Source organism: Streptomyces sp. NPDC057623, assembly GCF_042800355.1.
Lineage (GTDB): Bacteria > Actinomycetota > Actinomycetes > Streptomycetales > Streptomycetaceae > Streptomyces.
The window spans coordinates 1-15,266 of record NZ_JBHVGZ010000060.1 but is presented as its reverse complement, the minus strand read 5'-3'; the positions used below and the strand labels follow the sequence as shown (position 1 = coordinate 15,266).

General features: G+C 69.4%; 11 protein-coding genes. 4 read left to right on the top strand and 7 right to left on the bottom strand.

Features of this window, described 5'->3' with window-relative positions:
- Nucleotide 1 precedes the first annotated feature (1 nt).
- Nucleotides 2–2,569, bottom strand: coding sequence for a CHAT domain-containing protein (locus ACFU95_RS38895; RefSeq protein WP_302004089.1), 2,568 nt, complete (start codon nucleotides 2,567–2,569; stop codon nucleotides 2–4).
- Between the two features lie 214 nt (nucleotides 2,570–2,783).
- Nucleotides 2,784–5,981 (bottom strand): hypothetical protein, encoded by a 3,198-nt coding sequence (locus ACFU95_RS38890; protein WP_302004024.1) that lies wholly within the window; start codon nucleotides 5,979–5,981, stop codon nucleotides 2,784–2,786.
- 407 nt (nucleotides 5,982–6,388) lie between these two features.
- On the opposite strand from ACFU95_RS38890, the gene ACFU95_RS38885 reads away from it, so the two are divergent.
- The 4 genes from ACFU95_RS38885 (at nucleotide 6,389) to ACFU95_RS38870 (ending at nucleotide 9,242) form a co-directional block, all read left to right on the top strand.
- The gene (locus tag ACFU95_RS38885; protein ID WP_302004025.1) at nucleotides 6,389–7,294 is read left to right on the top strand and encodes a serine peptidase; all 906 of its coding nucleotides are present in this window, start codon (nucleotides 6,389–6,391) and stop codon (nucleotides 7,292–7,294) included.
- A gap of 42 nt (nucleotides 7,295–7,336) precedes the next feature.
- The gene (locus ACFU95_RS38880; protein ID WP_383838471.1) at nucleotides 7,337–7,615 is read left to right on the top strand and encodes a hypothetical protein; all 279 of its coding nucleotides are present in this window, start codon (nucleotides 7,337–7,339) and stop codon (nucleotides 7,613–7,615) included.
- Nucleotides 7,616–7,788: 173 nt separating this feature from the next.
- On the top strand, nucleotides 7,789–8,049 hold the full coding sequence (locus ACFU95_RS38875) for a hypothetical protein (protein WP_302004027.1): 261 nt from the start codon (nucleotides 7,789–7,791) through the stop codon (nucleotides 8,047–8,049).
- 209 nt (nucleotides 8,050–8,258) lie between these two features.
- Complete coding sequence (locus ACFU95_RS38870) at nucleotides 8,259–9,242, top strand: endonuclease/exonuclease/phosphatase family protein (protein ID WP_383838468.1); 984 nt, start codon at nucleotides 8,259–8,261, stop codon at nucleotides 9,240–9,242.
- A gap of 127 nt (nucleotides 9,243–9,369) precedes the next feature.
- Here the strand turns inward: ACFU95_RS38870 and ACFU95_RS38865 are convergent, their stop codons facing one another.
- The 5 genes from ACFU95_RS38865 to ACFU95_RS38845 are packed head-to-tail and all read right to left on the bottom strand — an operon-like array spanning nucleotide 9,370 to nucleotide 14,575.
- Nucleotides 9,370–10,515: a hypothetical protein gene (locus tag ACFU95_RS38865; protein WP_383838465.1), complete on the bottom strand. Its 1,146-nt coding sequence runs from the start codon at nucleotides 10,513–10,515 to the stop codon at nucleotides 9,370–9,372.
- Complete coding sequence (locus ACFU95_RS38860; RefSeq protein WP_383838462.1) at nucleotides 10,512–11,309, bottom strand: AAA family ATPase; 798 nt, start codon at nucleotides 11,307–11,309, stop codon at nucleotides 10,512–10,514. Before ACFU95_RS38860 ends, ACFU95_RS38865 begins: the two co-directional genes overlap by 4 nt.
- Nucleotides 11,309–12,364, bottom strand: a complete 1,056-nt coding sequence (locus tag ACFU95_RS38855; protein WP_383838459.1) for an AAA family ATPase — start codon at nucleotides 12,362–12,364, stop codon at nucleotides 11,309–11,311. Before ACFU95_RS38855 ends, ACFU95_RS38860 begins: the two co-directional genes overlap by 1 nt.
- Nucleotides 12,361–13,959 carry a Mu transposase C-terminal domain-containing protein gene (locus ACFU95_RS38850; RefSeq protein ID WP_383838456.1) on the bottom strand — a complete coding sequence of 533 codons (1,599 nt, stop codon included), beginning with the start codon at nucleotides 13,957–13,959 and terminating at the stop codon, nucleotides 12,361–12,363. Before ACFU95_RS38850 ends, ACFU95_RS38855 begins: the two co-directional genes overlap by 4 nt.
- Before the next feature lie 58 nt (nucleotides 13,960–14,017).
- Nucleotides 14,018–14,575 carry a hypothetical protein gene (locus tag ACFU95_RS38845; RefSeq protein WP_383838453.1) on the bottom strand — a complete coding sequence of 186 codons (558 nt, stop codon included), beginning with the start codon at nucleotides 14,573–14,575 and terminating at the stop codon, nucleotides 14,018–14,020.
- Nucleotides 14,576–15,266: the final 691 nt, after the last annotated feature.

Sequence of the window (15,266 nt, the reverse complement as noted above, 5' to 3'; positions counted from 1 at the left end):
GTCAGGCCCCGCCGAACACCGTGAACGCCCAACCTGTGGCCTGGTGGACCGAGTCGGCGGGGAGGATGGCGCGGGCATCTCGTAGAGCCTCGGCGAGGGACGAGCCGGCAGCCAAGCCCTCGTGCAGGGCCAGCATCAGGGGCACTACCGCGGCGTCGTTGACCGGCGCGTTACTCGCCACCACCCCGGCCGTGCCCAGCGGCAGTAGCGCAGTGACCAGGCTGAGCAGTTCCTCGGCGCCGGCCGAGGCGAAGCGTGCGGTGTCGGAGCAGGAGAGGACGATGCGGTACGGGCTGCGGTCCAGGCGCTCGAAGTCGTGGAGGACGAGCGGCCCGTCGGCCATCCGCATCGAGGAGAACATCGGGCTGTCGGTGCGGAGGGTGCCGTGGGCGGCGATGTGGGCCAGCGCGGCCCCGTCGAGTTCCTCCAGCACGCGCGGCACGCGTGCGTCGGCCTGCTCCAGGACGACGGCACCGCCGTTTCGGCCGGCCAAGTGGGGCACCTCCGCGCCGCCGGTCGCCAGCCCTGGCCCACGGACCAGCACTTGGCGGCCGCCCGGCGGCGGCTCGGTCTCCCGCGCGCGCAGCCAGTTGCTCGCCGACGGCGACACGCTGAGGACCCGCTCCCGCAGCGACGGTAGCAGCGCCCACGGCACGCGGTGCAGCGGGAGTGGCGGTACGACCACGACGGGGCCGTCGCCTAGTTGCGCCGCGGCCGGGCCGAGCAGCAGTTCCTCGAGGCGCCGCCCTGCGGCCTCCACCACCGGCAGCCGTCCCTCCGCGCCCGGGTGGGCCAGCCGTCGCAGCCCGGCCTGGACGTGCTCGGCCTCGGTCTCCGCCTCGGCCAGCAGACCGGCCTCGAAGCGGCGCACCCGTCCCTGCCCGCAGAGGAGTAGCTGGACCCGTCCGTCGAGCACGAGGAATTGCATCAGGTGTGTTTTGTCGCCCAGTTCGGACAACAGCCTGGCGAGGGTGAAGCGCTGGCCGCCGCTGAGTGCGTGAGTCCGCAGCTCGCGGGTCCGGGAGCGGATCTCCCGCTCCAGGCGCCGCTGTTCGTGCTCCAGGGCCGGTACGGAACGGCCCTCCATGCGGGCGGACTCCGCGCGGGCTGCGATCTCCCGGAAGGAGGTCAGGTTGCGCTGCAGCTCCGGGTCGGCCGGTGGGCGGATCGGCGGCGCGGAGAGTACCGTTGCCCGCCAGCGCTCGCTCCAGACCAGCAGCCCGCGTGGTCTGCCGGACTCAAGGCTGGCCTGCTGAGCGAGCCTGGCCAGTTCCGCGCCTTGCGCGATAGCAGTGGCGCGCAGCTCCGAGGCACCGAGTACCGCCTGGTAGTCGTCGAGAGCGTCCATGCCGCGACGGCAGGCCTCCAGGACGCCCCGCCCGGAGCCTGCCGCCTGGGCCAGCAGTGCCTGCGCCGCCCAGCCCGTCATCCGCGCCAGCGGCGGCCCGTTGTGCCGGCTGCGGGCGGCGACGCCCAGATGCCGCTCCGCGTCCGCTGTCCAGCCGAGCCCGAGCGCGATCCGGCCCGCGAGCAGCGACGCCTCCGGCGCGGCCGGCGCGCCGAGGAAGGCCAGCCGGTCGGCGACCGCCGCCGCTTCGGCCACGAGCCGCCCCGAACTGCGGCCGGCAGCCGCGCGGGCGTCGATCAGGACCAGCCGGGCGTGCGCCTCCCACCAGGTGCGCCGCTGGCCCGCGAACAGCCGCACGGCCGTGTCAGCCCGTGCAACCGCGGTGTGCGGGTCGTGTGCGAGCCGTGCCGCGCGTGCGGCGGCGAGCAGCAGCTCGGCCTTGCGGGTGGAATGGCCGCCGATGCTGTCGAGCACGGCGATCGCCGCGTCCGCCTCGGCCAGCGCCTCCGGAGCCAGCCCGGCCGCCATCAGCACCTCGCAGCGACGGATGTTCAGCATGAACGTCGGCGTGCCGAGCTTGGCGTAGCGTTCTTCGGCTTCGTCGAGCAGGCGGAGCGCTGCAGGGATGTCACCCACCCTGAACGCCGCCAGGCCCCGGCTCTCCACCGCGTCCGCCTTGTCGTGCTCCTGGCCCGTGGCGTCCCACAGCGCCTCGGCAGCTGCGAAGTCGGCGTCCGCCCGGTCCACCGCGCCGAGCGCCAGATGCACGGTCGCGCGCAGCGTCAGCGCCCGCGCCGTCCAGATGACGTCGTCCACCTGCCGCAGCACCGGAATCGCCCGGCGCACGTCCTCCAGCGCCTCCGGGTGGTGGCCCAGGACCCAGTAGGCGTAGGCGCGCCGGAACAGCACCCGGGCGCGCGTGTGTCCGCTGCCGCGCTCGATCCCGCGCTCCAGCGCGGCCAGCCCCTGCTGTGTGCGCCCCTCATGCACCAGCGCCACACCGAGCGCCGCCAGGACGTCCGCCTCCCGGTCGGGTGAGTCGGCGCGTGCGGCGAGGTCGCGGGCACGCCGCAGATGGCTCAGGGCGAGCCGCATGTCGCCCCAGTCCCGCTGCCAGATGCCGATCACCTGGTGGGCCACGGAGGCGTCCAAGGGCGAGGGATCGGCGTCGAGCACCTCTTCCGCCCTCGCGAGGGCGTCGTGTGGTGCAGCGAACACCATCGGCAGCAGTTCGAGAACCGATTCGCTTCCCGCTGTCACTGGCTACCGCCTGTGGTGGCGCTTGAATGCGTGCGCGTGCCCGTAGGGCTCATCGTCCACTCCCGCCATCCTTCCCCAGTCGGCAGCCTCCCGCGGGCTTGCCGCCTTGGCCGTGCGCTGCTCCGGACACAGCGCTGGCCGCCTCCCTGCGCCAGGAGGGGTTGGAGGTCTCCAGTCATTGGCACGGTGCAGGGCCTCGCGGGTTGCCGAGCATGTCGCGGCCTGCATTCTGGCCGGTGAGGATGTCGAGTGTGAAGGCCGCTATGCCGTCTGCGGACGCTGCGAGGATCGCGCCGTCAGAACTCGCGGCCACGGCTGTGACGGCCGAGGGCAGATGGAACGCTGCGGTGCGTTTCCCGGTGGCCAGGTTCCACAGCACTGCGCGGCCTGATACGTGGCCGGTCACCGCATGGGGTTGCCCGGGCAGGTCGACCACTGCGAGGTCAGTGACGGCATCGCCCTGGTGATCGGTCAGCTCCCCTCTGCAGTGTCCGGTGACCAGGTCCCAGAGAAACACGGTGCCCCCTTCTCCGGCCGAGACGGCGTAGGGATGCCCGTCAAGATGGATGACCGCCGCCGCCTTAACCCAGCCTGCATGGCCGGTGAGGTCGTGGACCACGGTTCCGGAGCTTAAGTCCCATACCTGGATACGCCCGTTGTCGGCACCCGCGACGACGTAGGGGCGGCCGTGCATATGCGTCGCTGCTAGGGCATCGACCCATGCTCCATGGGCGACGAACTCCCCGGTCTGTGTGGCGGAAGCCAGGTCCCACACGCTGAAGCCGCCGTAGCCGCCGACGAGGAGGCGGCTACGGTTGGCGAGCTGTACAGCCGTCATGGAGGTTGCGGATCCGACGTGGCCAGGCATTTCGCCGACCAGTGCGCCGGTCAGTGGGTCCCATATCCGCATGCCGCCGTAGCCGCCCGTGACAATCTGGGGGACGCCCCCGGAGTCGACCAAGGTGAGGGCCTGAATCTCCGCCGCCATCTGCGCTTCGCCCGGATCCTCCGGGGAGGGGTCCAGGGCCTTTCCGCTGTGTGCGTCCCACACTTCGATGTAGCCCAGGTCGTTGCCGGTGACGGCGTAGGGGTGGCCCTGCGCCGTGTAGGTCGCCAGGGCGGTCGGAGGCGAGCTGGCAGGAGCCGCCCAGCGAACCGTCCAGTCCGTGGAGCGCTCGAGCGTCGTCTGCAGCGGTCCGTTCTTGCGGAATGCGGCACTCATTGCCAAGAGTTGGCGGCGGGCGTCGAGCGGCGTGGAGGTTCGCTCGGCGAAGGCGCCTTCGTAGGTTGCTGCGTTCGCCTCGGCTTGTGGTCGCAGGGCGCCCCTTGCCTGCGGCAGCAGTTCAAGGAGGACTGGCGGATCTGCGAAGACGAGGTAGTCGGCGTCTTCGAAGACCTGGTCCAGGTAGCCTGCGTCGGCGGCGTGCTGCGGCAGGTGGCGTTGCAGGTATGGCGCGGCAAGATGCCACAGCGCCTGTCCTTTCTCGTCGCGCGGCACTGAGGCGAAAAGGCCTCGGTAGAGCTGTTGGCGGTCTTCGTGGCTGGCGGACTCGCGCCACCAGTCGGCCACGCCCTGGTGGAAGAGGCGGTAGAGGGTGGTGCCGTCCTCGTCGACACTGCGGCTGAGGTAGAGGCGTGCCTCGTTGTCCAGGAGGTGGTACAGGGTCTTCAACGGCACCTTTTGGCCCTGGCCGGTGGGGTCGAAGGCCACGGCGTCGGCCAGTACGCGCTCGGGCATGCCCTGTCCCTGCGCAAAGGCCAGTGCAGTCAGCACGACCCGCAGGAGAGGCTGGTCACCGTGACGCTGGAGATCCATCTCCAGCAGGTCGGGCAGGTTACGTGGGACGGCGTGGCCAAGTCGCGCTGCTTCTTCGATGGCGGAGCTGTGCTCGGTGCTGGACAGCATGAAGTTCACGTAGAGGCCGGCGGTGAGGAACTCCCCCAGGCGTAGGTACTCCGGTACATCGGTCTCTTGCTCCTGAGGGTCGTCGGCCAGTCGTCTGGCGATGGCTTGCGCCAGAGCGTTGCGGGCCTGTCCCATGGGGCCGGTGGTGTAGGGGCCGGCTGCTGCCAGCAGGCGCTTCACGTAGACGAACAGGTCGTCGCGGAGTGCCTCCGGAACAGTGGCGTCGAGGTCGAGGCACTCGTGGCCGTTCCGTGGGGTGAGCAGGACGCTGACCCGGGTGTCCTTTCGTGTAGCGATCAGCAGCCGGATGAGCCCTTTGTACCTGCGGGCCAGGGGGTAGAGCAGCACCTGGGTGATCGATTCGGGCTCGTTCGACTCGTCGAGGGCGTCAATGATGATCGTGATGGGGCGTTCCGAGTGTTGTTGGCTTTCCTGCAGCAGCGTGAAAAGGGCGCCTGCCGAGTCGTGGCCGGGAACCGCCCCGGCCGGTGACGGTTCGGGCAGCAAGGCCAGGACGTGGCGTACCTGCTCGGACAGAGCCCGCACCATGTCGTTCAGCGCCATGTGACGAGCGTGAATGACGAGCAGCCGGTCGTTCGTCCCCGGAACCGTGTCGGCGAGGCCTCCCCAGAGCGGCTTGGTGTATTCACGCAGGCCCGGGTGTGCGGCGCAGACCAGCATGCCGAGCAGCGCCGATTTTCCGGCCCCCGGCTTGCCGGTGACGACGCACAGGGTTGGAGCGGCGTGCTCGTCGTCCAGCCAGCTCGAGAGCTGGCTCAGGTCTTCCCTGCGTCCGCTGAAGTACCCTTCGCGCCAGTCCCGCTGGACAGGCTGGGCACCGCCGGCGCGGCGCATGAAGTGCAGGGGGTCCACCGCCAGGTCGGCCAGGCGGGCGATTGCCGCGGGCAGGCGCTCCTCTGGGGCAGTCTCGGCAAAGCGCGGGTTGGGAAAGAACGGCAGGTTCGAGAGGTCGGCGTGGCTGGGGACCAGACTCGTCAGGACCTGCTGCGGCAGGCCCCTCTCCTTGGCCACGAGCTCGCGTACGGCGGCTTCGACTTCCTTCCAGAGGGCGTTCGCCGGGATGTACTGAACCGATGGATCAATCCGTAACTCGCCGCGGAGGTAGCGCTCGAGGACCTGGACCAGTGCTCGGCTGAGCCGGTAGCCGAATGCCTTGTCCCGATGTCCCGTTGCGGCGAGGACCCAAGCTCGACGCTCGGCAATGTCCATCCGTGCGTGCCATGCGGTGACAGCGGCCTCGCCGGCGTAGCAGACGTCCAGGACGAACAAGGTGACGGGGCGGTGGTCGTCGGGGTGATCCTCAATCCTCTCGATCCAGCCGCTGACAGGTCGCCGAAGGCGCATCGCGTCGTGGTCGAGGAGGTACAGCTTCTCGCTGCTGCCATCCGCCAGTTCGCCGTGCCCCACGACGTGCACAATCAAGACCGCTATGTCTGACGCGGTCACCAGGCTCTCAAGCGTCTCGTCGTAGTCGGTGTGCTCCGGCTGGGGCGGAAACTCCTCGTACCCGAACTCAGACAGAACCTGTGCGACGCACTGAGCCTGGTCAGGTGCGCTGTCCAGTGGGTCAAGGCCCAGTCTGGGGGACAGACCATCGGCGTCACGCGTGAGCGGGATTCCGAAGGACAGTACGACACGCCGTCTCGGAGCACCTTCGTGGCGCCCAGTAGGCGCCGCCCCGGCTGTCTCCCCCATCCGTGCGCCCAGTCCCCCCTGTCGCGGCCGGTTCCTGCCACCGACCCTAGACGCCGGGTTCGTTTCCGCATACGAGATCGCTCAAAGCCAGGCGTTGCAAGGGGCGGACGGGTCCATCATGCACTTGACTCGCCCAGCATCGAGAGAGGCAGAAAGTGATGGAGGCTCAATCGCCCCTCACCGGCGACGCCGCGTCCGGCCTTACCGTCGTCGCCGTTCACGGAGTCGGGAACAGTTTCGGTGCAGACGTATCCAGCGGCATGAGGGAAGAGCTGAGAGCAGTGCGAGGGGCGGCCTGGACGCGTCACCTAGCGGATGGACTGGGCGTCGCTCCCGAGAACATCAACCTCGACTTCGCGTACTACGCCGACAAGCTCCTCCCCGGCGTCGCCGAGCAGGGAGCTGACCCTCTTGACGGCCTGAACGATCCGCTGGAGCAGGAGATGCTGACAGCATGGTCCGCGCAACTCGGCGTTCCCGCGGACGTCGTGCAGGGGCATCTCACGATCCCCTTGCGCCAGATCACCACCTGGGTGGCAACACGGTTCGACCTGGCCGAGGGCCCTCTCAGAGTCTTCATCCGCCTGCTGTTCCGCGAAGTAGCCGCCTATCTGCGGGCGCACGATTGCCCGAACCGTCTCGCAGCGCGCGAAGAGGTCGCCGCGCGTATCGCGCGGCAACAGCCGAGGGTCGTGATCGCGCACTCACTCGGCTCGGTCGTTGCCTACGAAGCGCTGCACGCCCATCCCGAACTGCAACCGGAACTGTTCCTCACACTGGGCTCGCCGCTGGCCCTCCCACAGGCCGTGTTCCACCGGCTGTGCCCCACCCCCCAGGGTGCAACACCGCACCTGAACGGCCAGCGCCCACCAGGCGTCGGCCGCTGGGTGAACGTCGCCGATCCCGGCGACCCTGTGGCTGTGCCCCCGCAGCTAAGCCGCTACTTCAAGGGGCTCTCCCTGGATCACACGGCCGCCATCGCACCCTTCGACTTCCACCAGGCCAAGAACTACCTCCGATCCGCCGCCACCGCGGCCACGATCGGCCCATACCTTGATCTGTGAGGCAGTCAGCCGCGGTGAACTCTGCCGAGCGGGGCGGAGCTGGTGACCGAGAAGCCGCTGGAACGGGCGGCACCGAACCGGGTCCGCCTGCTCTGGTGGGGCCTCGGGGGCGGGTATGTGCTGGTGCTCGCCCTGCTGCTGGTGAAGGCGCTAATACTAACCGGCGCCACCGGGGTGGTCCGGGAGGTCTTCTGGGCGGTGGCCCCCCTCCTGATCGCCGGCGGGGTGGAAGGCGTGCGGGCCGGGTGGCAGGTGTTCCGGGAGCCCTACGGCTGGGAGGAGGCCTTGCGGTGGCCGTCGCCCTGGCAGGCTCGCTCTTGAGTCTGCTCAGCGCTCCCGGAGGTGGGGAAGCGGACCGCGGCCCGGTGGACACGCCGCGTGCCGCACCGCCATCGTCGGCTCACCATGTAGCTCCGACGCCAACCTACGACCCGGGTGTACCACAGCCCTCTCCGCGGCTTCCCCTCTACGTTCCGGCGGATACCCGTACGTCTGTGCTCACAGTGGCCTTCACGCGCGACACCGATGTGCTCACGCCCAGAGATCCCTCGGGCATGACACCGGTAGGCACGCTCCCCCGCCGCACCGCGGTTGGTGTCGAGTGTGCGACAGCTGACCGAGACGGCACCGAGTACCTGAAGATCGCCAACGAGCCCAGGAACTACTACGTCCCGGAGAACAAGTTCCGGATCACCATCGTGACCGTTGAGGGCCTTGACGACTGCTATCCGCACGTCGTCCCACCCAGCAAGTGACGCCCTGGGGAGGGGCGCAGAATGGTGCCCCTCTTCGTCATATCGGCCCGGACCCACGCTCCTTGTTGCACACCCAGTGCCGTCGCGCCGCGGCGACACGGTTGAGCGCCGGGGTTGGGCTGGATGGGGCAGGTCACTGGAACGGGTCTTGTCCCGTCCAAGGGCGTTCTTGGAGGCTCGTAAGACGCCCCCTGTGTTGAGGAGGATCCGTGCCGTCCGAAGCCGACATTCTGGCGCCGCCGCAACGGGTGGCTGAACGCGTGGACCGCTGGGAGACATTCCTCGACGGGGTGGTGCCGGCGAAGAAAGACGGCGTCGGCGCCAACCTCCTGATCTCGACGTGGAACCTGCGCGCCTTCTCCGACCTGACCAAGGCCTGGACCACCCCGGACGGCGCCTCGCCGAAGCGGAACTTCACCGACGTCCACTTGATCGCGTCGGTGATCCGCCGCTTCGACGTGGTCGCGGTGCAGGAGACGCGCGGGAACCTGCGCGCCCTGCGCTACCTTCTCAAAGTCCTCGGAGACGACTGGGCGTTCATCCTCACCGACGTCACCCTCGGCAAGGAGGGCAACGGGGAGCGGCTGGCGTTCCTGTTCGACACCCGACGGGTGAAGCCGTCCGGCCTGGCCTGCGAGCTGGTCGTCCCGATCGAGCAGGACGCGGGCGTGAGCGCCGGGGAACTGGAGCGGCAGTTCGCCCGCACTCCGTACGCCGTCAGTTTCCTCTCCCAGGGCCAGACCTTCACCCTGGTCACCCTGCACGTCCTGTTCGGGGAGAGCGCCGCCGGCCGGGTCCCGGAACTGAAGGCCATCGCGAAGTGGCTGGCCATGTGGGCGGAGCGGGAGTTCGGCTGGGACCACAACCTCATCGCGCTGGGCGACTTCAACATCGACCGCGCCGGAGACCCGCTGTTCGAGGCATTCACCTCCACCGGCCTGGTCCCCGCACCCCAACTGACCGGACTGGCACGCACGATCTTCGACGACCCCGGCGCGGAGCACTTCTACGACCAGATCGCCTGGTTCACCAAGGGACAGAAACACCGCCCCGTGCTGACCCTGGAAGCCACCGTCGGCGGCCACATCAACTTCGTGCCCGACCTGAAGGGAGAACGCACCCTGACGGAGCTGTCCTGGCACATCTCCGACCACTACCCGCTCTGGGTGGAATTCGCGATCCCCGGACCGTGACTTGCCCAACGCCGCGTCGACTCGCCTTCCAGCACGTGGCACCGGGCACCGGCTTGAAGCGATCCGGGATCGGTGGAGTCGACGGACTGCCCCGAGTTAGGTGGAGTCGGTCGAGCATCAGAGTCCTTCAGGCAATTGGGCGGCCGCGCAGCTGGTCGACGGTCTTCGTCCGCGCGACGTGAGCGGAGGGTGTGCGGAGTCGGCGGGTGGGTGGGGTGGGCCGGAGCCGGCAGGCATGGAGAGCCTGGTCGATGTCGGCGTGTTCCCAGGGCGGGACGGACAGCGGGTTGGGGGCGTCGGGGTGGCCGCGCAGGGCTGCGAGTTGGCGGGCAGCGTCCATCAGCACCGTTGTCCAGGGGGGCAGTTCGGGCAGGCCATTGCTCGGCTGGGTGTGAAGGGCCTTGATCTGCTGACTGTTGTATCCGGTCAGCGCTGCCACTGCGACGCAGGCGGCGTGGACAGGGTGGGCGATGCGGGTGTGGATGCGGTCGGCGATCTGGACGGCGTGGGGGTGGACGTCGTCTTGGTGCGGTCCGGGCAGAGGCAGGGCCGGGATGGGGCCGGGAGGCAGGGACGAGGGAGTGAAGACGACGGCGGCGGGCTTCAGAGGCTGGGGTGGCATGCGGAACTGGAGGTCGTCCTCGCGCGGCAGGAAGGGTGCGCGGTGCTGCCACCACGGGTAGCCGGCGGGATGTCGCGGGTGGGGTGGGGGGCACCAGTGGGCGGCTGCGGCCTGTCGGTTGTCGAGGAGCCGGTGGTCGATGGTGTCCAGCAGGCTGAGGGTCGTCAGCGGGATGGGGCCGTTGCACAGCAGGGTCAGGCGGATGCCGGTTCGGGCGCTGAGTGCCAGTAGTTGCTCCCACTGTCCTGTGCTGAGCCGGTGGGCGCGGCAGATGGTCAGGTGGCTGATGCCCAGGGTGAGGATCCAGGCTGCGGTGATGCACCAGCTGCGGTTGGTGTTGGTGGCCCATGCGGGCAGGCCATGGTCTTTGTCGGGGAGGGGCAGGTGTTTGCCGAGGGCGCGGATCAGGTCGTGTGCCAGGTAGGGGCCGGTTCCGGCGAGCGGGGTGGGGTGGACGGTGATGCGTCGGTGGCGGGGCTGGTGGGCGGCGAACGCCAGGCGCATGTAGTCCTGTTCGTCGCGCATGGTGACGACGAGGGTGACGGTGGGAAGCGGGGTGTTCTGGCGGGGCGGCCAGGTCGGGCTCCACTCGCTGGCGTTGTTTGAGCCGGCGGGTCCGGCCGTGTCGGGCGGGGGCGGGTGGGGGGTCATGACGTCTCCGGGCGTGGGGTGAGGTGGCGCAGGAGTGCGTCGGGGTCGGTGCGGGCGGGTCGGGTGGTGGTGCGGTGGGTGAGGGCGGCCCAGCGGCGGAAGTTGCCGTGGGCCCATATCTGGTCGAGGTGCAGGAGCAGGGCGGGGTCGGTGTTCTTCCAGTGCGGGTGGAAGGCGGGGATGACGGTGGTGATCTGGGTGGCATCGAGGGGGTCAAGGTGGTGCCAGCGGGTCACGCGTGAGGCGAGCATGGCCGTGGTGCGCAGGGCGCGCAGGCGGTGGCTGCCGGCGGCCAGCACCATGGCAATGCGGGTGTGGGGGTCGTCGTAGAGGTAGCGGAGGTATTCCAGGCAGGAGGCGGAGAGTTGGTGGGCTTCGTCGATGGCCAGCAGCCGGGGTGGGTGGTGGAGGGCGTGGCGGATGAGGTCGTCGCTGGTGCCGGGGTCCTTGGGGGGCTGTCCGGGCAGGCCCAGGGCGTGGTGAAGGCTGTGGCGGAGGTCGCCTGGGCGAGCCTGGGGCTGGGGCAGCAGACGGATGGCGTGCCAGGCGGGGTGCTGGTCGAGCACCGTGTGCAGGGTGAAGGTCTTGCCTGCCCCTGCGGGGGCGGCCAGGCACATCATGCCCTGCTCGGTGACGGTGGCCTCAAGGGCGGTGGCAGTGGCGGTGACCTGGGGGGTGTCGACGGTGCGGGCGCCGGTGAGGCCGAGGTGGTGGCGGGCGAAGCGGACGGTTCCGTGGGCGGTGGCAACCGGGGTGGTACGGGTGGCCCGGCGGGAGAGGGCGGTGGTGCTCATCAGTCGTCGTCGCGGCGGACGGGTCGGGCGGGGCGGGATCGGCGGATGGCCCAGCGCGCGAGGGTCTCGTCGACGTCACTCAGGCCGCGGCGCTTCATGCCCTCGAGCACATGGTGGGTGACCTTGGACCACATGCGGAAGGTGCCGCCGCCAGCTTCCAGGTCGATGAAGTTGATCAGCTCGGGTGAGACGTTGGCCCAGACGGGGTGGAACAGGGGGATGTTCTTGGCCACCTCCGCGGGCTCCATGGGGGTGAACTCCTGCCAGATATAGATCCGGGAGGCGAGAGCTGGCTCGTTGTAGAGGGTCTTGTAGCATTCCTCGCCGCCGACGAAGAGGACGGCAGGGCGGCTCTTTCCCTTGCCGGTGTCGTACAGGTGCCTGACGAACTCGAAGCATTCGCGGCTGAACTGCTGGGCTTCGTCGCAGACCAGGATGTAGGGGCGGCGGGCCAGGGCGCGCTTGAGGAGCCGGTCGAACTCGCTGGGGTGGGCGGGGGGCTTGCCTTCCAGGTGCAGGACGTCGAAGAGTTCCATGCGGATGTCGCGCGGGGTGGGGCGGGCCCGGAACTGTAGGAGCAGGACGAGGTCGGGGGCGACTTCCTTCAGTGCGGCCCGCACGGAGAAGGTCTTGCCCAGTCCGGCGTCGCCGTAGATGCAGGACATGGCGCGGGCGTCGATGGTGTCGGCGATGTTCTCGCCGGCCTCCAGGAGGGCTTCTGTGGCGACGATTCGGGCGTCGGGCAGGTCGAGGTAGAAGTCGGGTTCTTGGTAGCTGTCGTCGGCGGGGGTGGTGGTCATGGAGGTCTGCTCCTTACGGGGAAGAGGGGTGGACGGGATCAGGGATGGTGGACTGGGCAGTGCCCGGGCGGTACCGAGGTGGCGGTCGGCTGCCGGGTCGTGGACGTCGATCTCCTCGGTGTGAGGGCCGGGTTCGACGGTGACACGGGCACCGATGTGGGCGAGCGCAAAGAGGGCGCTGTAGGTGCGGCCTCGCCAGTGGATGTGCCCGTGCGGGCTGATGGTGCGGACCTCGCCCGAGGGGGTGGGGGTCATGGGGCGGTGCTCTTCTCCTCGGCGCTGGCAGGTGCGGGCATGGCCCAGCGGGCGCCGGGGGTGACGCGGCGGGGCATGTATCCGGCGGGTACGCCGTCGTCCTTGGCCCGCGAGCGTCGGGTGAGGGAGAGTTCGGCGGCGGCCTGGGCGCGGGTCATGGTCCCGGCGGTGCGTGCGGGCTCGGCCTGGGTGACGGCCTGGAAGCGGCGACGGCGGCGGCGTTTGGCCTCGGCCAGGTCGCGGCGCAGGCGCCGTACCCGTTCGTCGCGGGCCTCGTAGACGGCCCGGATCTCTTCCTCGCTGGCCTCGTCGGCCAGGTGTGCGGTGCCCAGGTGCTGGCCGGTGTGGGCGTCGAAGACCTCGATGGTGCGGGGGTGGTGGGGCTGGTAGCGGATACGGACCTGGGTGCCTGTTCGGCCGGTCATCCAGGCGCCGACGTAGTCGCGGTTCTGCCAGCGGATGCCGTGGCCGTGGATGATGCGGGTGGAGCGCTCCTCCTCCAGCAGGAAGACGTGCAGGTCCTCCAGCGGTGGCTCGCGCAGCGGGGTGTCGTCGCTGTGCCAGCTCTCCAGTGGGGTGACGTCGCCGTAGCCCTGCATGCGGTGTTCGGCGTTGCGGGTGCGCACCCACGTCGCGAACAGGTCGACGAAGGCCTCGAAGGTCAGCGCGGGGTCCTTGTCCCCCACCCGCCGTTTTGTATCGAGTTTCTGGGACTTGGTGTAGCGGGGCAGGGTGGAGAAGAACATGCTGGTCGCTGCCCGGTTGAGGTTTTCGATGCTGCCCTTGAGGCGGGGGGTGTAGGGCGGCAGGACGTCCACTTGGACGCCGAGGCTGCCCATGGCTTGGGTGACGGCCCGGGAGAGGAAGTCCTTGCCGCGGTCGATGCGGATCCGCCGGGGCAGTCCGCCGGCGGGGCCGTGTACCTCGTCGGTGAGGATGCAGGAGCGCAGGGCGGCCAGGATCGATGCCCGGTGGGGGTAATGCGGCGTGACGGCCCAGCCCATGGTCATGCCGGTGTGGCAGTCGCAGAACCAGGTGACCCACGGTTTGACGAGGCGTCCGTCCGCCCAGACCAGGACGGGAATCTGTTTGTGGTCGCCTTCCCACTCCTCGTTGCGGCAGGTGGGCGGCCGGCGCAGGTGGGGGTCGTGTGCCCGGGAGGCGGGGATACCCTCGCGCAGTCCTGCCAGGTCGCCCGGTGGAAGATCCAGCCTCACCGCGCGGTACAGCGTGGACAGGCTCGGCACGTCCTGCTCGTCGTCGGCTTCGGCGAGCAGCTCCAGATGGACGGCTTTGACGTTCCCGTGGTGGTAGGCGAGCTTGACCCGCAGGTCCTCGGTGATCGTGAACCGGGGTCGCTCGGGGAGATCAGCGGTGCCCAAGTTCTGGGCCTTCGCCAGACGTCGCCACACCGTGCGCTCGTTGACGCCCACGCTGCGGGCGACGGTCTTCACATCGTCGGTGGTCATCTCACCGCGCTGGCGCAGCTCCGTCAGGGAGCGGACTCCAGCCGCCAGCAGCTTCTTCTTTTCACGCCGACGTCGCGGTGCGCGGTCCTGCTCGTCGGACGAGGCGTGGGTCGATGCCGAGGGCACCGGGGCGCTCCCTTCAGGATGTGGTGGATACGGCAGGTGAATCAGGGCCGGGGCAGGGTCAGCCGATGATGCCGATGTGCTGCACGTAGTAGTAGGAGCGGTGGTCGGATTCCATCTCGCTCATGAGGTCCTGCCACAGGTGCTCCATCTCCAGGGAGTCCTGCCGCGCCCAGGCTGCGATGATCGGGTTCCAGCGCCAGATGTTCTTCCACCGGACCCGCAGGTCGCGTCGGTGGCGGGCCTCGACGGCCTCCTGGTCGACGGGGTGGATCTCGATCCGGGTGCCGCCGTCCGCGTTGAACAGTCGGGTCAGGTAGGGGGCGATGTTGCGCCGTCGCAGGTCGCGGAAGGCCTGCTGCAGGAGCTGCTGCTGCTCGGGGTCAGGGGTGCGGGTCTTTGACCACCACGCTGCGAGGGTGTCGGCATCGGCGGCGATCCCATGGGCGTGGAGCGCAGCTGCCGCGGACTTCTTCTTCACCAGATAGCCCAGCGCCTGGTGGAGGAGTTCCTCATCGCTGCGCCTCCACTCGACATCGTCGAAGACCCGGATGTCCAGGCTCTCGGCCAGGGCACGCCCTCCTTCGATGCCCTTGGCACCCAACTCCCCGAATCCCATTGGTCCTTCTCCCTCATCTCGTCTCATCGGTGTGCACGGTGACGGACAGGCGGGGCTGTCACCGTGGTGAAAAGGTGGATGACGCCGTGCTTGGAAGGGCACAGGCCGCTGGCAGCGCCGCACCGGTGTGCCCGCGCCAGTCCTTGTGGGTGGTGCGCGGGGTGAGGCATCGGACGAAGCTGCAGTGCGAGCGCCGACAACCCGCAACTTAGTGAGGAAAAGTTGGGAACAGATCCACTTCCAGTCATTGCCAGAGAAGCAGCGTCGGAGCCGACTTACTTTCCCATTTCGGGCAGCGTGCACGGCTGGGCGGAAGGCCGGCGAGGGCTCGAGCGCTCCCTGCTCGTAGAACGCAACAGATCTGGCTGCCTTACGCTCTGCCCACGGGCCGCCTTGCGTTCTGCCTTACGCTTTGTTCTCGGCTGAAGGACGCCGAAAGCAGTGCCGTCTTCCGGCGGTGCGGCATGCCCCGGGCGGAGCAGGCCGGGAAAAGTGCAGGCAGCAGCGCACGGCCAGGTAGAACGAGCCGGTTCACGGGGGCGGGTAGCACGGGCCCGCAGTCTGCGAGGCTTCCTTACATTGGCCCGCGATGCCTCCTTAGAGGCTGTTGTCGTTCCGATCTTGAGGGGTGTGGACCGAACGGGAGTTTCGATGGGGTGAGCTAGCCTGTCCGCCGTGGACCACGCCCCCG

Coding starts and splice junctions, on each gene's coding strand:
- ACFU95_RS38895 (WP_302004089.1), bottom strand. CDS start 2,569: ATGGTGTTCGCTGCACCACACGACGCCCTCGCGAGGGCGGAAGAGGTG.
- ACFU95_RS38885 (WP_302004025.1), top strand. CDS start 6,389: ATGGAGGCTCAATCGCCCCTCACCGGCGACGCCGCGTCCGGCCTTACC.
- ACFU95_RS38865 (WP_383838465.1), bottom strand. CDS start 10,515: ATGACCCCCCACCCGCCCCCGCCCGACACGGCCGGACCCGCCGGCTCA.
- ACFU95_RS38860 (WP_383838462.1), bottom strand. CDS start 11,309: ATGAGCACCACCGCCCTCTCCCGCCGGGCCACCCGTACCACCCCGGTT.
- ACFU95_RS38855 (WP_383838459.1), bottom strand. CDS start 12,364: ATGACCCCCACCCCCTCGGGCGAGGTCCGCACCATCAGCCCGCACGGG.
- ACFU95_RS38845 (WP_383838453.1), bottom strand. CDS start 14,575: ATGGGATTCGGGGAGTTGGGTGCCAAGGGCATCGAAGGAGGGCGTGCC.